The 18,619-nt window shown below is 73.5% G+C and carries 18 protein-coding genes; 10 read left to right on the top strand and 8 right to left on the bottom strand.

The annotated features are described in order from the left end of the window. Positions 1-106 precede the first annotated feature (106 nt). Complete coding sequence (locus tag ACPU2J_RS17900) at positions 107-544, bottom strand: NUDIX hydrolase (protein ID WP_420080149.1); 438 nt, start codon at positions 542-544, stop codon at positions 107-109. Positions 545-941: 397 nt separating this feature from the next. Between ACPU2J_RS17900 and ACPU2J_RS17895 the strand changes: the two genes are divergently transcribed. After that, on the top strand, positions 942-2,768 hold the full coding sequence (locus ACPU2J_RS17895; protein ID WP_423833595.1) for a hypothetical protein: 1,827 nt from the start codon (positions 942-944) through the stop codon (positions 2,766-2,768). Between the two features lie 62 nt (positions 2,769-2,830). Here the strand turns inward: ACPU2J_RS17895 and ACPU2J_RS17890 are convergent, their stop codons facing one another. The 3 genes from ACPU2J_RS17890 to ACPU2J_RS17880 all read right to left on the bottom strand — a co-directional run bounded on the left by ACPU2J_RS17890 (position 2,831) and on the right by ACPU2J_RS17880 (position 5,014). Next, positions 2,831-3,286, bottom strand: a complete 456-nt coding sequence (locus ACPU2J_RS17890; RefSeq protein WP_423833594.1) for an SCO4225 family membrane protein — start codon at positions 3,284-3,286, stop codon at positions 2,831-2,833. 132 nt (positions 3,287-3,418) lie between these two features. Further along, positions 3,419-4,255 (bottom strand): hypothetical protein, encoded by an 837-nt coding sequence (locus ACPU2J_RS17885; protein ID WP_420080152.1) that lies wholly within the window; start codon positions 4,253-4,255, stop codon positions 3,419-3,421. Between the two features lie 126 nt (positions 4,256-4,381). Then, positions 4,382-5,014, bottom strand: coding sequence for a maleylpyruvate isomerase family mycothiol-dependent enzyme (locus tag ACPU2J_RS17880; protein WP_423833593.1), 633 nt, complete (start codon positions 5,012-5,014; stop codon positions 4,382-4,384). A gap of 71 nt (positions 5,015-5,085) precedes the next feature. Between ACPU2J_RS17880 and ACPU2J_RS17875 the strand changes: the two genes are divergently transcribed. Continuing rightward, positions 5,086-5,598: a LysR family transcriptional regulator substrate-binding protein gene (locus tag ACPU2J_RS17875; RefSeq protein ID WP_423833592.1), complete on the top strand. Its 513-nt coding sequence runs from the start codon at positions 5,086-5,088 to the stop codon at positions 5,596-5,598. 118 nt (positions 5,599-5,716) lie between these two features. Here the strand turns inward: ACPU2J_RS17875 and ACPU2J_RS17870 are convergent, their stop codons facing one another. Further along, complete coding sequence (locus ACPU2J_RS17870; RefSeq protein WP_361596172.1) at positions 5,717-6,106, bottom strand: SHOCT domain-containing protein; 390 nt, start codon at positions 6,104-6,106, stop codon at positions 5,717-5,719. A 133-nt stretch (positions 6,107-6,239) separates the two neighbouring features. On the opposite strand from ACPU2J_RS17870, the gene ACPU2J_RS17865 reads away from it, so the two are divergent. Together ACPU2J_RS17865 and ACPU2J_RS17860 are read left to right on the top strand one after the other, a co-directional pair. Continuing rightward, positions 6,240-6,788, top strand: a complete 549-nt coding sequence (locus ACPU2J_RS17865; RefSeq protein WP_420080155.1) for a potassium channel family protein — start codon at positions 6,240-6,242, stop codon at positions 6,786-6,788. A gap of 66 nt (positions 6,789-6,854) precedes the next feature. Beyond that, entirely contained in the window at positions 6,855-8,234 is a 1,380-nt protein-coding gene (locus ACPU2J_RS17860; protein ID WP_423833591.1) for a chloride channel protein, read from the top strand. Between the two features lie 76 nt (positions 8,235-8,310). On the opposite strand, the gene ACPU2J_RS17855 is transcribed toward ACPU2J_RS17860, so the two are convergent. From ACPU2J_RS17855 to ACPU2J_RS17845, 3 genes are all read right to left on the bottom strand, one after another. Then, on the bottom strand, positions 8,311-8,739 hold the full coding sequence (locus ACPU2J_RS17855) for a hypothetical protein (RefSeq protein WP_420080157.1): 429 nt from the start codon (positions 8,737-8,739) through the stop codon (positions 8,311-8,313). Between the two features lie 169 nt (positions 8,740-8,908). Continuing rightward, positions 8,909-10,285, bottom strand: coding sequence for an FAD-binding oxidoreductase (locus tag ACPU2J_RS17850; protein WP_420080158.1), 1,377 nt, complete (start codon positions 10,283-10,285; stop codon positions 8,909-8,911). A 41-nt stretch (positions 10,286-10,326) separates the two neighbouring features. Beyond that, complete coding sequence (locus ACPU2J_RS17845) at positions 10,327-10,626, bottom strand: antibiotic biosynthesis monooxygenase (RefSeq protein ID WP_420080159.1); 300 nt, start codon at positions 10,624-10,626, stop codon at positions 10,327-10,329. Between the two features lie 151 nt (positions 10,627-10,777). On the opposite strand from ACPU2J_RS17845, the gene ACPU2J_RS17840 reads away from it, so the two are divergent. From ACPU2J_RS17840 to pucL, 6 genes are all read left to right on the top strand, one after another. Further along, on the top strand, positions 10,778-11,518 hold the full coding sequence (locus ACPU2J_RS17840; RefSeq protein WP_365491504.1) for a PP2C family protein-serine/threonine phosphatase: 741 nt from the start codon (positions 10,778-10,780) through the stop codon (positions 11,516-11,518). 280 nt (positions 11,519-11,798) lie between these two features. Continuing rightward, positions 11,799-12,002: a cold-shock protein gene (locus ACPU2J_RS17835; RefSeq protein ID WP_360863789.1), complete on the top strand. Its 204-nt coding sequence runs from the start codon at positions 11,799-11,801 to the stop codon at positions 12,000-12,002. A 227-nt stretch (positions 12,003-12,229) separates the two neighbouring features. Beyond that, on the top strand, positions 12,230-12,601 hold the full coding sequence (locus tag ACPU2J_RS17830) for a hypothetical protein (RefSeq protein ID WP_365076242.1): 372 nt from the start codon (positions 12,230-12,232) through the stop codon (positions 12,599-12,601). Positions 12,602-12,704: 103 nt separating this feature from the next. Further along, positions 12,705-15,941, top strand: coding sequence for a BTAD domain-containing putative transcriptional regulator (locus ACPU2J_RS17825; RefSeq protein ID WP_423833590.1), 3,237 nt, complete (start codon positions 12,705-12,707; stop codon positions 15,939-15,941). 112 nt (positions 15,942-16,053) lie between these two features. Further along, on the top strand, positions 16,054-17,403 hold the full coding sequence (locus ACPU2J_RS17820; protein ID WP_423833589.1) for an aspartate aminotransferase family protein: 1,350 nt from the start codon (positions 16,054-16,056) through the stop codon (positions 17,401-17,403). A 275-nt stretch (positions 17,404-17,678) separates the two neighbouring features. Then, entirely contained in the window at positions 17,679-18,596 is a 918-nt protein-coding gene (gene pucL, locus ACPU2J_RS17815; protein ID WP_420080162.1) for a factor-independent urate hydroxylase, read from the top strand. Positions 18,597-18,619 lie beyond the last annotated feature (23 nt).

Below are 18,619 nucleotides of genomic sequence, written 5' to 3'. Positions count from 1 at the left end.
GATCGTCTCTCCCGAGAGGTCCGCGGCCTGCGACGAGGGGCATGCCGGCCGGGCCGGGCCGGATCGTCCGGTGCCGGCCCCGGCGACGTGTTCACGCGTCGAAGGCTCAGTGCGTTGCCTCGCCTGCGAGGCTTCCGGCGCTGATGGCGCCCCGCAGGACATGGGCGATCTCCTCGGGCTTGAGGTCGATGCCGTCGAGCCCCTCCGCGGTCAGCGGGATCTCCTCCAGCGCGTATTCGCCGCAGCCCTCGGCGCTGAACTCGGGACCGGTGCGGTCGTCGAAGGACCAGGTCGTGATGCGGGCGAGGTAGAAGAGCTGACGCTCCTCGTCGGACTCCGTCGTGTGGAGGAGGCGGATGATGTCGGCCTTCCCCGCGATCTCCTCGTGGATCTCCCTGTGGAGGGCGGCCTCCCGGGACTCGTCGCCGGGCTCGACGCCGCCTCCGGGAAGCACCCAGTACGCGGGGACGCCGGGCTTCGTGCGGCGGATGACCAGCATCGTGTCGTCAGCGGTGACGAGGACGGCGCGGACTCGTTCCTTCATTCCGGTCTGTCTCCTTGCTCGTCGGCGTCCCGGTAGGACGTGCCCCAACCATGCCCTCGAAGAGGGTCGACAGCGGTCCCTTGCGGACCCCGAAGGGCTCCCCAGAGGGGTCTGGCAACGCTTGTTCACGCAGTTCAGGTCCGGTGCAAGGCGTGCTCCGCGCGATGGATTCCCAAGCTTATGGCGCCGGTTCCCTTCCCGTCCTCCGTTCTGCCTCCGCTCTCCGTGCGTGGGCGGGGTCGGTAGGGTCGCGCGCATGTGGGCGGGATGGGATGCGGTCGACTGGGCGGGGCTGGAGCACAACTACGGTTCCGCCGAGGATGTGCCGGGACTGCTTGGGCGGTGTGCCGGTCCGGATCGGGACGATGCCTACGAGGCCTCGTCCGAGTTGCTCAACGTGCTGTTTCACCAGGGTGGTTGGATCTGTTCCGCCGCATCGGCCGCGCTGCCCTTCGTACTGCGCCTGGCAGCGACACCGCAGGTGCCGAGTCGCTGCGCGATGCTGGAACTGGTCGCCTCGCTGGCGGCGGAAGCCGGACGCGTCGAGGACCGGCTCCTCGATCCGGCCTGGGTGCCGGCGTGGGAGCGGGCCCTGCCCGAGGTGCTGAGGCTGCTGGACGCTCCCGAGCCGGAGATCCGGCGAGCGGCAGTCGATGTGCTCGGGGTCTGCGGCAGCCCCGGTGAGCTGGTCCTTCCCGGGCTGCTCCGATCCTGGGAGGCGGAGGCCGATCCGGCGACCCGCCTGGATCTGGTCCTCGCCCTGGGGCGTGCCGTCCTGCGTGCCCCGGCAGGCGTGCACGGTACCGAGGCCTTCGGCCTTCTTCACGGACTGCTCGGCTCCCCTCAGCCGCAGGTCCGCCTGGCGGCGGTGCACGCGCTGGCCCCGAGCGACCCCGGTCTTCCCGCCCGTCGGCTGGCCGACGTGCTCGAAGCGGTGCGGGACCCGGGTGTCGAGCTGTGGAGCCGCACCGGTTCGGTGCATGCCGGGGTGCGGGGTGTGCACCGCTGGACCTCGGGACTTTTCGACGGGCCGGACCCCGGTTTCACGCTCGGCGTGCTGGCGGACCACGACGACGCCGAACAGCGGATCGCCGCCCTGGCCCAGGCGGGCGGACTGCTGTCCCGGTGGCGCTCACCGGCCGCGACCCTGCTGCCGCGTCTCCTCGGGCGGCTGGACGATCCCGCCACCGAGGCCCGGTTCCGGGCCGTCGAGCTGCTGGCCTGCCTCGGCCCGGCGGCCGCTGTCCACGCGGACGAGGCCGCCTCCCTGCTGACCGATGGTGCGGCCCGCGCCACGCGAGTGGGGCAGCGTGTGAAGGAGGCCGCCCTGTGGGCGCTGGTCCGGATGAACGATCCACGCTGCCTGCCGGGCCTGACCGAACTCATCGCCGGAGAACGGTCCGGCTTCGCTTCGCTCTCCGGCCACTACCCTGCCGCCGACTGGCACCACGTCGTCCTCCCCTCGCTCCCCGAGATGCTGCGTCGGCTCCCGGACCACGCTGCCCCGCTCCTCCCCGCGGTCTGCGACCGGATCGGCACCCTCGCGGACGACCGCAGGCTCCACCAGCTCTGCGAGGTGCTCGCCGCGTGGGGACCGGCGGCGGAGGAGGCCGTTCCACGGCTGCTCGGCCTGCTGGAGGACGACCGGACCTGGAACGCGGCGGCGACGGCCCTGGCCGGGATCGGAAGGGGCGGGGCCGACGCAGGGGATCTGTTGCTGTCCCGAGCGGGCGCGGGCGGACCGCACGGAGAGCTCGCGGCGTGGGCGTACTGGAGGGTCTGCGACGACCCAGGACCGGTCCTGGAGCTTCTCGGCCGCAGCCTCGCCGAGCAGCGGATCCGGCATCCGGAGCTGCGCAGGCTCGCCGGTCTGGGCTCGCATGCCGCACCCCATGCGGACCGGCTGAGAGCGATGACCTCGGACATCGACCCCTGGATCCGCGTCGAGGCGGCACACGCGCTGTGGGCCGCCACCGGCGACACGGAGAACACCGTTCCCGTGCTGACAGCGGTCGTACGCGAGCTGCCCGAGGGAACGCACGTGCCGGTCATGCTCCCCGCGGTGCGGCACCTGGCCCGGATCGGGCACGCTGCCGGACCTGCCGCGGAGCTCCTGCGCGTCATACCCGCCTGCGACCGGCGGTTGCGGTCCGACGGCAGCTGGCGGGCCTTCACCCAGGACGAGGACATCCGCTCCGCGGTGCAGGAGCTGCTCAGCGCGTGATCCGCTCGTGAACGAGGGCCCGGTGCCTGACCGGGCCGTCGTCGGTTTACGGAGCGGGTGGGCTAGGCCCGGGTCCTGGCGGCGGTGCGGCGGTGGGCTGCGTAGCGGAGCAGGGCCCAGATGGCCGTGGCGTTGACCAGGGCGCCGGCGAGGACCGCGCCGTAGAAGCCGAACTCGGACAGCATGTCGAACTTGGAGTCGGTGGAGGTGTCCGCGACCCAGTCCGAGGGACGCGGGGCGGACTCCGGTATGAACTCCGTGGGCGGCTCCGGAGGCGGCACCGGGCCTTCGTGGATCGGGCCGTCGGCCGGGGACGGCTCGTCCGGGGCGGCCGCCGCGGGGCCGAAGGTGCTCAGCAGCAGGACGCTGACCGGTGCGGTGGCCAGGATCGGCCAGACCCCGAAGAAGCCGATGTCCCCGGTGCGGCTGCCGACGGCGACGTAGACCAGCATCGCGGCCACCAGCGCCAGGTATCCACCGGGCACCCACATCTCAGGCTTCGACCAGCGCCGCACCATGCCGTTCCCCGTTCCCTTCCGTTCCGCTTCGTTCGACCTGCGCCGAGTCTCGAAGCTGCCGGGGATCGCCGCCTGAGTACGCCTACTCATCCTGTGCGGCCGCGCGTACTCGGGCGGAGCCCCGCCCGGGGGTCAGTCGCGGTAGGCGCCGGGGATGAGGCGGTGGGCGGCGTGCGGGGAGACGGCGAGGGCGAAGCCGTGGTTCGCGGCCACCGCGCGGGTGTGGTCCGCCGAGAGGGAACCGTGCCGCTCCAGGGTGAGCGCGGGCAGGCCCGAGCGGCCGTTGCCGGCGCTGTGGTGGAAGGAGAGCACCGTGGTCGGGACCGGCGCGTGGTGGGGGTGGCGCAGGCGGGCCGCGGCCTCGTCGTCGTGGGCGAGGATGCGGACGTCGTCCTCGTGCCCGAAGTCGGCGGCGGCGCCCTCGGCGCGCCAGTGCGCCGGTTCGTGGTCGGCGCCGGTCAGGTGCCGCGAGCGGTTGACCGAGGTGATCGACAGGAAGGTGCCGGCGGTACGGTCCAGGGCCTCGGCGAGAAAGGCGTTGGACGGGCAGCGGTAGCCCGGTCCGATCAGCTGGACCGTGGAGACCCCGTCCTGGACGGAGGTCAGGTGCGGGGGCAGGTGCGCGGCGGCCGGCCCGCGGAAGCCGAACGGGCCGAGCAGGAAGAGCTCTTCGACCAGTTCCTCGATCTGCCGGCGCGGCATGCGCTCCGGGAGCCGGCTCCAGTCGAAGAGCGAGGCCACCCGGCCGCGGACCGTGGTGACGCTGCCGGCCTGGGCCGGAGGGCGGCCCTTCATCCGGTTCACCCGCTCGACGGCGGCCCGGTCGGCGCGCGCGGTGACGGCGTACAGGTTGCCGAAACCGTGCACCACCGGGCAGCCGTCCGCGAGGGCCTCGGCCGCGGCCCGTACGTCCTCGGCGTCCCCCAGGACCGGCTGCTCCTTGGTCCTGCTCGTCTGCTGTCCGCCCACTGCCGGCCTCCACATCGTGATCGCTTACGACAGCCAACGAGGGGTCCCGGCACCGGTCACCTGACGTCCCCCGGGCGGCAGGGGGGCTGCCGCCGTCGGACGGGCGTAGCGGGGCGGAGCGGCGGATCAGGCGCCGGGGGCCGGCGCGGGCGGCGGGAGGCGGCGGCCGTGGGCGAGCAGCAGGAGCTCCTGGGCGGTGGCGTGCAGGGGGCGGCCGGTGCCGTAGGACCAGTCGAGGTCGGTGGCGTGCAGGGAGACCCCGTCGAGGCCGGCACGGAAGAAGCGCAGGGTCATGGGGCGGACGGTGTCCAGGAGGATCCGCAGGCGGTCCTCGGGCACCCGGCGGCCGAGGCCGAGCGCGACGGTGATGTCCAGGCCGTGCACGACGTCGTGGGCGAGGGCAGCGGCGGCGCCGCCGACGGGCGGTGTCCACGGGTGGTGGGCGTGGTCGCGCAGGAACGCGGCGAGTGCGCGCTCGGGGTGGCGGGCCGCGTCCCGGCGGGCGCACCGGTCGGTCATCCGGTGGAGGCGGCCGCCGGCACGGAGGAGTTCGAGGGCGGTACGGGCCGTCGAGTACCGGAATCCCAGGGTCATGTGGGCGGCGACCTCGCGGACCCGCCAGCCCCGGCACAGGCTGGGGGCGTCCCAGCTCTCCGCGGGGAGGGTGTCCAACAGGTCGGCCAGCTCGCGGCGTTCGGCGGCGATCGCCGCGGTGACCTCCTGCGCGGACGCGGTGGGGCGGTACGTGCTGTTTCCCATGCGGTCGCCCTGACCGAGGGGTCCTCGGACCGCATGCTGGCCGCGCTGCAGGAGGGGGAGACATCGCCCTGGTGGGGCCGGCGCAGGAGGATCCCGTACCCGGTGTCTCCTTCCGGGTCCTGGTCGACGAGCCGCTGGTGGCGGCCGTGGCGCCGGACCATCCCCTGGCCGGCGGTACGGGGGCCGCCGCCGCGGGAGCCGGTACGGGGGCGGCGTCCGGTGTGGGCGGCCTGCCGCTGGAGGCGCTGCGCGGGCTCCCCCTGATCAGCCTGCCGCGCGGCACGGGCACCCGGGGAGTGCTGGAACGCGCGTGCGCGCGGGCGGGATTCCGTCCGCGCGTGGTCTTCGAGGCGGCCGACCCGCGCTTCCTGGCCCAGCTCGCCGGGCGGGGACTGGGGGTGGCGGTGGTGCCGCGGCCGGCGGAGTCCGTCACCGCCGGGTCCGGCCTGCTCGTGCTGCCCTTCGCCGCACCGGTCCCGCGGGCCCGCATCGTGCCGGCCTGGCGCACGGCCGGGCCGACCGGGCCGGCGGCCGCCGCGCTGCTGGCCCGGCTGCGGACCGGCCTCGCGACCGCCCCGGCCTGACTCCCGCCGGCACCTGACGCGCGCCGCCGCCCGAGGCCCGGCCCCGCCCGACGCCCGCCGCCGTCCGACGTCCGGCGACGGCCCCGCCCGGGCTGGGCGGGGCCGTCGCCGGTGGCCGTCAGGCCAGGATCCGGGCCTTGGCGCGCTCGAACTCCTCCTGGCTGATATCGCCCTTGTCCTTCAGCGCGGCGAGTTTGCTGAGCTCCTCCGCCGAGCCTCCACCGGTACCGGCCGCCTGCTGGACGTACGACCGGAATGCCTCCTGGTTCTCCTTGTACTGCTTCGCGTCCCGTTCGTGCATGCTGTGGCCGCGCACGATGACGTAGATGAACACGCCGAGGAACGGCAGCAGCAGAACGAGGATGAGCCATCCCGCCTTCCCCCAGCCGTGCAAGGTGTGGTCACGGAAGATATCCGTGATGATCTTGAAAAGGAGGAAGAACCACATGACCCACAGGAAGAACCACAGCATCGTCCAGAAGAGGTTGAGGAGTGGATAGTCGTCCATGCTCGACTCCGATCATGCACCTGGTAATCCATTGATACAGGCGCCGGTGGAAGTCCGCATGCCGAGCCGGTGACGCCCCCGCGCGAACAGAGCTCCGCTCGCCGGATGCGCCCGGGACCGTTCTCCTGAAGACATGGAACGCACCGGCCGCTGGCACCACCGACGCGTCCTGGCGGGGCACCTGCTGCGCTCGGCGGCCGCGGTGGCCCTGATCACGACGGCGTACTATCGGGCGCCCCTGGACCACGGGTTCGGCGCGCTGACCGTCCTGACGCTCCTGCTCGGCCTGGTCGCCTTCGGCCTCCTGGCGCTCTGGCAGGCCGGGGCCATCACCCGTGCGGAGTACCCGCGGCTGCGCGCCCTGGAAGCCCTGTGCACGGCCGTGCCGCTGTTCCTGGTCCTGTTCTCCTCGACGTACTACGTGCTCGCCGCCAACGTGCCGTCCTCGTTCAACGAGCCGCTGAACCGCACCGACGCCATGTACTTCACGATGACCGTGTTCGCCACTGTCGGCTTCGGCGACATCGCCGCGACCTCCGAGACGGGGCGGGTGCTGGTCACCCTGCAGATGGGCGCCGACCTGGTCGTGGTGGGCGTGATCGCCAAGGCTCTCTTCGGCGCCATGAAGGTCGGAATGCGCAGGCGGGCGGGGGTCTCCCGGCTCCCCGAGGACGATCCCTGAGCGGCGGCCCGGCGGCGGAGCGGGCCGACCGGGTGGAACATCGAGGGAGCGGAAAGGAAGTGAGCCATGCCGCAGTCGCGACCCGGCCCCGAGGCATCCGCGGGCCAGGAGCAGCCGCAGGAGGCGAACGTCCTGCGGCAGCTGCTCCGCAGCCCCGGCTACCTCAAACTGCTCTGCCTGAGCGCCCTCCTCGGCATCCCGGTCTCCCTCGCCGCGTTCTGGTTCCTCGTCCTGATCCGCCGGATGGAGACCTCGCTGTGGACGGACCTGCCCAAGTCCCTCGGGTGGGACGTCCCGCCCTGGTGGTGGCCCCTTCCGCTGCTGCTGGTCGGCGGCATCGTGGTCGGGCTGGTCGTCACGCACCTGCGCGGCGCCGGCGGCCACATCCCCGCGGGCGGCATGCAGACCGGGGGTGCCTCCTCCGCCGCGCTCCCCGGAGTGATCATCGCGGCCGCGGCCAGCCTGCCGCTGGGCGCCGTGCTGGGACCCGAGGCGCCGCTGATCGCCCTGGGCGGCGGACTGGCCCTGCTGCTGCGGGACATCGCACAGATCCCGGCCACCCCGCAGAGCACCGCGCTCGTCGGCGCGGCCGGCGCCGGAGCGGCCATCGCCGTCATCTTCGGCAGCCCCCTGATCGCCGCGGTCCTGCTGATCGAGGTCGCGGGGGTGGGCGGGCCGCAGCTGTTCGCGGTCATGCTGCCGGCGCTGCTGTCCACCGGCGTCGGATCGCTGGTGTTCACGGGCCTGGGGCGGTGGACGGGGCTGCACACGGGGGAGCTCACCATGAAGGTCTCCGCCCCCGTGCCGCATCTGGACGCCGCCGACGTCGGCTGGGCCCTGCTCATCGGGGCGGCCGTGGCCCTCGCCCTGCACCCCGTCATGCACGGCGCGCGGGTCGTCGCCCGGTACGTCCTCGCGCGGCCGCTCGTGCGGACCGTGCAGTGCGCCCTGGCGGCGGCCGTCTGCATCTCCCTGTACGCGCTGATCACCGGCCGGAACCCGGCCGAGGCCGCCGGCTCCGGGCAGGAGACCCTCGCCGAGCTGACGAAGGACCCGGGCGCCTGGGGCGTGGGCGCGCTGATCGCCGTGCTGCTCTTCAAGGGGGCCGCCTACGCCCTCTGCCTGGGCAGCATGCGGGGCGGACCGATCTTCCCCGCGCTGTGCCTCGGCGGCATGGCGGGCGTGCTCCTCGCCCCGCTGCCGGGCCTCGGACTCGTCCCGTCGCTCGCGGCGTGCATGGCGGCGACCGCGGCGGCCGCGATGCGGCTCCCGGTGAGCTCGGTGGTGCTCGTGGTGGTGGTGCTCGGCGGTTCCGCGATGGTCCCGGTGGTGATCCTGGCCGCCGTGGTGTCGTTCGTGGTGACCGAACTGCTGCCCGGCGGCCCGACGGTGCCGGCGGTGTCCGGCGCGCCGCCGGCGCCCGCCGCGCCGGCCGCGCGCCCCTGAGGGGACGCGCGGCGCCGCCGCGACGGGCGCCGGATGGCGGTCCGTCAGTCCATGGGCCGGGGCGTCCGGGTCCAGGTCAGCACTTGAGCCCGGTGGACGCGGTCGTCGTGGCGTCCTCCAGCTGCTGGATCTGCGGCTGGAGCTGGGTGAGCGCGTCCTTGCCGGTGGTGTCGCCGGGCAGGCCCTCGTAACCCTTCTTCAGGTTCTCCGCGGCCTGCTGGACCGCCTCGCGCTCGGCGTCCTTCATCTTGCCGGTGTTCTCCTTGACGTTCTCCCAGTCCTGCTGGACTGCGTCGACGGCGTCCTTGATCTGGTCCTTCGTCGCGTTGGCGGGGTTGAGGGCCTTCAGCTTGGCGTTGTCGGCCTTGAGGGAGTTCAGGTCGGTGCAGAGGTCGGCCGCGGCCTCGGTGGCCTCCTCGGCGGGGGACGTGCTGTCGTCGGAGCAGGCGCCGAGGGCGAACACCGCACTGACGCAGAGCACACCGATCACCGGCAAACGCTTCATGGGGACCTTCCTCGTTCAGACAGGAACAGACGTACGGGATCTTCCGGTACTACAACCCAAAATATGCAGATACAGGAACATTCCGCATCCGCATGGTCGCGGCCCGTGACCCCGCGCCGGAACGCGCCGGAGCCGGCTGCCGCACGGCAGCCGGCTCCGGTCCGCCCGGTCAGGCGGCGGGCTTGACGTTCTGGTTCATGTGGAAGAGGTTGCCGGGGTCGTACGTCCGCTTGACCTGCGCCAGACGGTCGTAGTTGCCCTTGTAGTTGGCCCGGATGCGGCTCTGGTCGTCCTCGGCCATGAAGTTGATGTAGCCGCCCTCCTCCGAATGCGGGGCGACCGCCTCGTAGTAGTCGCGGACCCAGGCGGTGTTCGCCTCGTTGTCGGCGGCGTCGGGCCACATCCCGGCGAGGACCGTCGCGAACGAGGCGTCCCGGTAGGCGAAGGCCGTCGCGTCCGGTGCGACCCGGTGGCAGGCCCCGTTGATCGGGTAGATGTGCACCGTGGAGTTGACCACGGGCAGCCGGGGTCCGTGCACCAGGTGCGCCTCGATCGCGGCGTCGCTCAGCTCCGTCACGAAGTTGGCCTTCCAGTAGTGCTGGAGGCCCGGCGGGACGAGCGCGTCGAAGGCGCTGTTGAGTGCCGGGTACGGCATCGGCCCCACGTGCTCGGCGACCACCGGGGCGAAGTCGTGGAAGGCCCGGAAGGCCTCCTCGCCCTGCTCCAGCGGCCCGGACCAGCAGCCCACGACGAGGGCGAAGGGCTGGCCGTGGCGGTCCTCGGGGATGAAGGGGAGCGGCGGGGCCAGCTGGAAGGCCGGGAAGCCGCCCAGCTGCTCCGGGGCGTCGGCGATGTACTCCGCGAAGGAGCGCAGGACCGTGGCGGCGTCCTCCAGCTCGAAGAGCATCGGTCCGCCGTAGACGTCCTTGACCGGGCTGAGCCGGAACTCGAACGAGGTCACCGCGCCGAAGTTGCCCCCGCCTCCGCGCAGCGCCCAGAAGAGGTCGGCGTTCTCCTCCTCGCTCGCGACCACCATCCGGCCGTCCGCGGTCACCACGTCGGCCGAGACCAGGTTGTCGCAGCTCAGGCCCAGGCCGCGGCACAGGTATCCGATGCCGCCGCCGAGGGTGAGCCCGCCGACGCCGGTCGTGGAGATGATGCCGCCGGTGGTGGCCAGGCCGAAGGCGTACGTCGCCGCGTTGAAGTCTCCCCAGGTGGCGCCGCCCTCGGCCCGCGCCGTCCGGCCCGCGGGGTCGACGCGGACCCCGCGCATCCCGGAGAGGTCGGCCACCACGCCGTCGTCGCAGGTGCCGAAGCCGGGCACGCTGTGGCCGCCGCCCCGCACCGCCAGGTCCAGTCCGTTCTCCCGGGCGAAGTCGACCGTGGCCATCACGTCGCCGGCGTTGGCGCAGCGCACGACGGCGGCCGGCTTCTTGTCGATCATGGCGTTGTGGACCGAGCGGGCCTCGTCGTAGGAGTCGTCCCCGGGCGTGACGACCGCCCCGCGTACCCGTTCGCGCAACCCGTCGATCGCGAGCTTGCCCATGGCCATCGCTCCTCGTACTCGTACCGGTCCCCCCGCCCCCGCTAGGGCGCGAGGTGGCTGAAGCCGACCTCGAATCGCTCGACCGAGACGATGCTCTGCCCCTCCCGCCGGGCCGTCTCCTCGCGGATCCGGGTCCCCTCCTCCTCGCTCGCCAGCATGGCCGCCTCGTCCTCCCACAGGGTCAGTGACCTGGCCTCTCCCGTGGCCCGGTCGACGAGGTAGTAGACGCCCCGGAAGCCGGGCACGTCCTGCACCTGCCGGACGATCTCCTGCGAGTGCGTGCTCAGGTCCCCCTCGGCGGGGACCGGGGATCCCTGGTAGGTGCTCAGCCGTGCGAACATCGGCGGCCTTCCTTCCCTCGGCCGGGCCGCCGGTCGGGGGACGGGCGGCTTCACGACCAGCGTCCTCCGGCAGGCCGCGCGGCGCATGCCGGGACGGCGCGACAATGGTGGCGGGGACGCGTCTGCCGTTGCGGAGAGGCGGTACGTCGAGGTGCCGTACATAGCTGTGACCGCGCTGAGCCACGTCGGGCTGGTCCGCGCGCACAACGAGGACAGCCTCGCCGTGGGGCCGTGGACGCTGTGCGGGACGGTGACCCAGAATCCGCAGACGCTGGTGTTCCCCTTCGGCCGGCCGCTGCTGGTCGCGGTCGCGGACGGGCTCGGCGGCCAGCCGGCCGGGGAGGTGGCCAGTGAGCTCGTGGTGCGTCAGCTGTCCTCGCTCGGCCCCTCGCTGGACGGCGCGGACGCCGTGGGCGACGCGCTGAACCTCTGCAACGACGCCGTCTACTCGGCCGCCGAGGGCCGGCCCGACCTGGCCACGATGGGGACCACCGTCGCGGGGGCCCTCGTGCTCGCGCAGTCGCTGCTGGCCTTCAACGTCGGCGACAGCAAGGTGTTCCACGCGGCGCGGGACGGGCTGCGGCAGCTGAGCGTGGACGACAGCCCGCCGCCGGCGCCCGGGCACCGTACGACGTCGGCCGTCACCCAGACCCTGGGCGGCAGCCGCGGCCACCGCCCGATCACCCCGCACGTCGAGGCCTTCGCGCTGTCCGAGGGCGACCGCTACCTGGTGTGCAGCGACGGGCTGACCGATCCGGTGCCCGACGGGGTGATCGCGGACCTGCTGCGGACCCACGACGACGGCAGGGCCGCCTTCGAGCTGTGGAAGGCGGCGATCGACGCGGGCGGACCGGACAACATCACCCTGGCGCTGGTGCGCATCGGCAGCTGAATTTCCGGACCCCGACACTGCCGTTCATATGATTTCCCACTCGGATATACCCATTACCCGAGAGGCCATTATCGGCACGGAAAGAGTTCCACGAACGCCGCTTTCCCCTGTGCTACGGTGACGCCCGTTGCAGTTGTGGTCCCAGAAAACTTACAGGTGCTCTCACCGAATGAGCCGGTGGGCGCACTTTTCATTTCCGGTGTATTTCCGGTCGGGCCATCATCTCGGCGACACCGGGCCGCACAGTGCGGCCCGGGCACTGCCCCAAAGGAGAACACGCATGGCATCCGGAACCGTGAAGTGGTTCAACGCGGAAAAGGGCTTCGGCTTCATCGAGCAGGAGGGCGGCGGCGCTGACGTCTTCGCCCACTACTCCAACATCGCCACTTCCGGCTACCGCGAGCTCCAGGAGGGCCAGAAGGTCACCTTCGACGTGACGCAGGGCCACAAGGGCCCGCAGGCCGAGAACATCGTTCCCGCCTGACGGTCCGCAGCCCGACCGTCGACGGCCCGGGGCCGGACCGCCCCGACCGCCCGACCGCCCGACGCCCGGCGCCGACGACCCGGCGCCGTCCGCGCACGGCACGGGGCCGGGGCCCGCACCCACGCGTGCGGGCCCCGGCCCCTCGCGCGTCGCGGTGGGGAAGAACCCCGGCCGTCGTACGCGCAACCACCGCCGGGGCCCGACCCTGCTTGCTAGAGTCCCTGCCCATGTCGATCCCTGACGACCTGCTCGTCGATCTCGCCACCACGGTCGAGTCGGAGCAGACCAATCAGATGTCCCTGACCGTCGTCGTCCACGGCGCCGTCATCACCGGCCGGCTCGCCCCCGAGAGCGTGTGGCGCCAGCGGGTGGCCGAGGTCCTGCGGGACTCGGACCGGCTCGGGCCGTTCGCCAAGGTGTTCAGCTCCCCGGAGCACGGCACCAGACCGCCCACCGGACCCCCCTCCCACCTGCACTTCCACGTGGCGCGCATCCTCCAGGGCACCCTGGGCATCCCCGAGACCGGCGGGATGTACCGGATCGCGCTGGCGGACGTGGACGCCTGGACCGTCGGGGACTTCAGCTACTCCGACAAATGAGCCCCGCCCGCCGGCCGCACCCCCTGCGGGACGGCCGGCGGGACCGCCCCGCCCGGCGGGAACCCCGTGGCAGTCGTCCGGGGCGCCCGCGCACAATGGCGCCATGCAGATCTCGGTGCTGGGGGCCCTGGACGTACGGGCCGACGACGGAAGCGGCATCGGGATCGGGGGCGCGCGGCTGCGGACCCTGCTGATCCTGCTGGCCCTCGAACCGGGGCGGGTCGTCGCCTCCGAGCTGCTGGTGGACGGGATCTGGGCGCAGGACCCGCCCGCGGGCGCCGCCAACGCGCTCCAGGCACTGGTCTCCCGGCTGCGGCGGGCCCTGCCCGGCGACGCGGTCGCCTCGCACCCGGCCGGCTACCGCCTCGACGTCGCCCCGGACGCGGTGGACGCGGTCCGCTTCGCCCGGCTGGCCTCCGCGGGCCGCGCCGCCCTCGACCGCGACCCCGCGACGGCCGCCCGCACCCTGCGCGATGCGCTGGAGCTGTGGCGCGGCCCGGCCCTGCTCGACGTGGCGGGCTCCGCGTCCTTCCGGGCGCCGGTCACCCGGCTGACCGAACTGCGCATGGCGGCCCTGGAGGACCGGATCGAGGCCGACCTGCGACTGGGGCGCGGCCGGGAGATGGCCGGCGAGCTGGCCTCCCTCGTGGCCGAACACCCCTTGCGCGAAGGGCTCGTCGGCGCCCTGATGCGGGCCCTGGTCGCCGCCGGCCGGCCCGCCGAGGCCCTCACCGCGTACGCGGACGCGCGCGAGGCCCTCGCCGAGGAGCTCGGGGCCGATCCCTCGCCGGAACTGTCCGACCTGCACACCGCCGTACTGCGCGGGGAGGTGGCCTCCGCGCCGCTTGCACCGCCCGCTCCCTCCGCTCCCTCCGCGCCTCCCGCGCAACCGCCCGCCCCGCGCGCCCCGGACAGTCCGGCGCCCACCAACCTCCGGGCGGAGCTGGCCAGTTTTGTCGGACGCGACGAGGACCTCGCCCATGTCGCCTCCCTCATAGGCGAGTTCCGGCTCACCACGCTCACCGGACCCGGCGGCGCCGGGAAGACCCGGCTGGCCGTCCGGAGCGCCGCACCCCTGCTGGAACGCTTCCCCGACGGCGTGTGGCTGGTGGAACTGGCGCCGCTCGGCGCAGACGCCGACGTGGCGTCGGCCGTCCTGAACGCCCTGAACCTGCGCGAGAACGGAGCAGCCGCGGAGGACCCGACGGACCGCCTCACCGCCGCGCTGCGCACCCGTACCGCCCTGCTCGTCCTCGACAACTGCGAGCACCTGATCGACAGCGTCGCCGCGACGGCGGACCGGCTGCTCGGCGCGTGCCCGGGACTGCGCGTCCTCGCGACCAGCCGGGAACCGCTAGGTCTGACCGGCGAGGCCCTGTGGCCCGTCCGCCCCCTCGGCCTGCCGCCGCTCGACGCCGACCCCGCGCGGGCCCTGTCGTACTCCGCGGTGCGCCTGCTCGCCGACCGCGCCGCGGCGGCCCGCCCCGGCTTCGCCGTCACCGGGGAGAGCGCCGGGGCGGTGATCCGGATCTGCCGGGCCCTGGACGGGATGCCGCTGGCCATCGAACTGGCCGCGGCCCGGCTGCGCACGATGACCGCCGAGCAGCTCGCGGCCCGGCTCGACGACCGCTTCCGGCTGCTGACGAGCGGCGCCCGCTCGGCCCCGCGCCAGCACCGGACCCTGCGCGCGGTCGTCGACTGGAGCTGGGAGCTGCTGACCGGGCCCGAACGCGCACTGCTGCGCCGGCTGGCCGCCTTCCCCGGCGGCGCCACCGTGGAGGCCGCCGAGGCCGTCTGCGCGGGCGGCCCCGTCGAGGCGTACGACGTGCTGGACCTCGTCACGTCGCTGGCCGACAAGTCCCTGCTGGTGGCGGCCGGGGACGGGCGCTACCGGATGCTGGAGACGATCCGGGCCTACGGTCTGGAGAGGCTCGACGAGGCCGGTGAGCGGGAGGCGGTCCGCCGGGCGCACGCCGCGTACTTCACCGCACTGGCCCGGACGGCCGACCCGTACCTGCGCCGGGCCGAACAGCTGGACTGGCTGGGGCGGCTGGGCGCCGAGCACGACAACCTGTCGGCGGCGCTGCGGGGCGCGATCGCCGCGGGCGACGGGCCGGCGGCCGTGGGCCTGGTGGCGGCCGCGGGCTGGTACTGGTGGCTGAGCGGGCACAAGGCCGAGGGCGCCGAACTGGCGGCGCGGGCCCTGGCCCTGCCGGGGCCCGACGGCGGCACACCTCCCGGGGACGAGGACCGGGCCGTGGCCTGCGCGCTGGCGGTGCTGTTCGCCACCGCCGGCCTCGGCGACGACCGGCAGACCGCGGAGCTGCTCCGGGAGGGGGTGGCGCTCGCCGCACGGACGGGCAGCCGCCACCCCGTGGTCCGCTTCCTGGAACCCCTCGACCGGATCCTGCGCGGCGCGGGCCGGGGCGGAGCCGCACCGGTGGACGCCTGGGACGGGCTGCGCGCCGACGAGGACCCGTGGGTACGGGCGCAGGCCCTGCTGGAGGGGGCCAAGACGCTGCTCGGGGCCGGCGGGCCACCGGAGCGGGCGGAGGCCGCGATCGGGACGGCCCTGGCCGGGTTCCGCGGGCTGGGGGAGCGCTGGGGGACCTCCTTCGCGCTGATCCTGCTGGCCGACCTGGTGGCCCGGCGCGGCGATCACGCGGCGGCCGTCGGCCACTACGAGGAGGCCGTCGCCGTCGTCGGGGAACTGGGTGGCACCGAGGACAGGCTCTACGCGTGGGTCCGCCGGGCCCAGCTGCTGCTGCGCTCCGGGGACCCGGAGGCCGGCGCCGCGGCGATGGCGCTGGCCGAGCGGCACGCGCGGGCGTCGGGCCTGCCCGAGGCGCTGGCGATGGTGGCGCACGGCAAGGCGGACCTGGCGCGCTGGGCCGGCGAGCCGGACCTCGCCCGGGCGGAACTGGCGCGCTCCCGGGAGGCGGTCCGCGGGGTGGCCGTGCATCCGGTGTTCCGCGCGGCGCTGCTGGACTCGATCGGCCACCTGGACGCGGCCGGCGGCGCGCTGGAGAGCGCCCGCGCACACCGGGCCGAGGCCCTCGGCCTGGCCCTGGACTGCGCGCACGCGCCGACGCTGGCCCAGGTGCTGGTCGGGGTCGCGGACCACGCGCTGCGGCTGGACCGGCCGCGGGAGGCGGCCGGGCTGCTGGCCGCGGCCACGGCCGTGCGCGGCGGCCCGGACCACGCACACGAGGACGCGGCACGGGTGACGGACGCGGTGCGGGCGGCCCTCGGGACACGAGAGGCCGACGGGACACCGGAGGCGGCCGCGTACGGCCCGGAGGCCGTACGGGAGCTCGCGCGGGCCGTGCTGGGCGGCTGACCGGGCGAGGCACGGGGCCGGACCCGGGGTGGAAGGGGGCGGGGATCCGGGTCCGGATCAGGGGCGTCCGCACCCCGGCCGTGTCCACATGCCGGACGACTACTCTCGTTTCATGAACGCAGAAGCCGACGCCCTCGCCGCCGTGAAAGACGCTGACCGGAAGCACGTCTTCCACTCCTGGTCGGCGCAGGAGCTCATCGACCCGCTCGCCGTGGCCGGCGCCGAGGGATCGTACTTCTGGGACTACCAGGGCAACCGCTACCTCGACTTCTCCAGCGCCCTCGTCTACACCAACATCGGCTACCAGCACCCCAAGGTCACCGCGGCCGTCCAGGAGCAGGCTGCCCGGCTGAACACCGTCGCGCCCGGCTTCGCCGTCGACGTGCGGTCCGAGGCCGCCCGGCTGATCGCCGAGCGCACCCCCGGTGACCTCGACAAGATCTTCTTCACCAACGCCGGCGCCGAGGCCGTGGAGAACGCGGTCCGCATGGCGCGGCTGCACACCGGCCGCCCGAAGGTCCTGTCCGCCTACCGCTCGTACCACGGCGCCACCTCCACCGCGATCAACCTGACCGGTGACGCCCGCCGCTTCGGCAACGACTCCGCGACCGCCGGCGTCGTCCACTTCTGGGGCCCGTTCGCCTACCGGTCGCCCTTCTACGCGGCGAACGAGGCCGAGGAGTGCGAGCGGGCGCTGCGCCACCTCGAGGACACCATCGTCTTCGAGGGCCCGCAGTCCATCGCGGCGGTCATCCTGGAGACCGTGGGCGGGGCCCCCGGCGTGCTCGTGCACCCGGACGGCTACCTGCCCGGCGTCCGGGAGATCTGCGACCGCCACGGCATCGTCCTGATCTTCGACGAGGTGATGGTCGGCTTCGGCCGCACCGGCAGGTGGTTCGCGGCCGAGCACTGGGACGTCACCCCCGACCTGCTCTGCTTCGCCAAGGGCGTGACCAGCGGCTACGTGCCGCTCGGCGGTGTCGCCATCTCCGCCGCCATCGCGGCGACCTTCGCCCGCCGGCCCTACCCCGGCGGTCTGACGTACTCCGGGCACGTGCTGGCCTGCGCCGCCGCCGTCGCCACGATCAACGTGATGGAGGAGGAGGGCGTCGTCGAGCAGTCGGCCCGCACCGGCACCGAGCTCCTCGGCCCCGGGCTGCGCGCGCTCGCCGAGCGGCACCCCTCCGTCGGCGAGGTCCGCGGCCTCGGCACGTTCTGGGCCCTGGAGCTCGTGCGGGACCGGCGGACCCGCGAGCCGCTGGTCCCGTACAACGCCTCCGGCGCCGACAACGCCCCGATGGCGGAGTTCGGCTCGGCGTGCCGCAAGGGCGGGCTGTGGCCGCTCCTCGCGGGCAACCGGATCCACGTCGCGCCGCCCTGCAACATCGCGGCGCAGGACGTGGCCAAGGGTCTCGCGATCCTCGACGAGGCCCTGACGGTGGCGGACGCACACACCGTCTGACCTGCTGATCTGTGGGGTCGCCCAAGACGTGGGTGCCGGTGTTCGGATGATCGGTGCCGTGGTCAACCCGGCGTGCGCGTGCTGCAATCCGTGCAGGCCGTGGCACCGATCAGGCCAAGCACCTACGGACCGGGATGCACGTCAGTCCCGGGGCGGCCCTTCGGGGTCGAACGGCGGGGGGCGGGCTCCACTCGACGGAGCGGACCGCTGGACGCCGGGCGTACGGGATCCAGACGACCGGACTCCGTGTTCCCGAGTACCCGAAGGAAGACAGCATGAGCAAGCACGTCCTGGCGCAGAACCAGTACGGCAAGGCCGAGAACCGCATCGTGAAGGTGACCCGCAAGGGCAGCGACGGCTCCTGGCACGAGATCCGCGACCTCAACGTCTCGGTCGCGCTCCGCGGTGAGTTCCGCGACGTCCACCTGACCGGCGACAACGCCAACTGCCTGCCGACCGACACCACCAAGAACACGGTCTACGCCTTCGGCAAGGAGCACGGCATCGAGTCGCCGGAGGCCTTCGGCATCCTCCTCGCCAAGCACTTCGTCTCCTCGCAGGCGCCCATCCGCGAGGCGCAGATCCGCATCGAGGAGTTCGCCTGGGAGCGGATCCCCGTCCCGACCCGCAAGGAGCAGCACTCCTTCGTCCGCAAGGGCCAGGAGGTGCGCACCGCGCAGATCACCTACAGCGAGACCACCGGGCTCCAGGTCGTCTCGGGCCTGAAGGACCTGACGGTGATGAACTCGACCAACTCCGAGTTCCACGGGTACATCAAGGACACGTACACGACGCTCAAGGAGGCGTACGACCGCATCCTGGCGACCAAGGTCACGGCGCGCTGGGCGCACTCCGCGCTCGCTGCGGACGATAGCTCACACGACTGGGACCAGTCGTACAAGAAGGTCCGCAAGCACATGCTGGAGGCCTTCGCCGAGACGTACTCCTACTCGCTGCAGCAGACCCTGAACCAGATGGCCGAGCGCGTGCTCGACCACTGCCCCCGGGTCAACGAGGTGCGCCTCAACCTCCCCAACAAGCACCATTTCCTCGTCGACCTGGAGCCCTTCGGCCTCAAGAACGACAACGAGGTCTACTTCGCCGCGGACCGCATGTACGGCCTGATCGAGGGCACCGTCCACCGGGACGGCGTGCAGCCGGTGATCGCGACGTCCGACTGGATCACGGCCTGACCCGAGGGCGCCGGACGTGCGCC

Origin of the sequence: Streptomyces manipurensis (genome assembly GCF_049570255.1) — a bacterium.
Lineage (GTDB): Bacteria > Actinomycetota > Actinomycetes > Streptomycetales > Streptomycetaceae > Streptomyces > Streptomyces manipurensis.
Note: the sequence above shows the minus strand (reverse complement) of the source record. Positions and strands in the feature narration are given on the sequence as shown.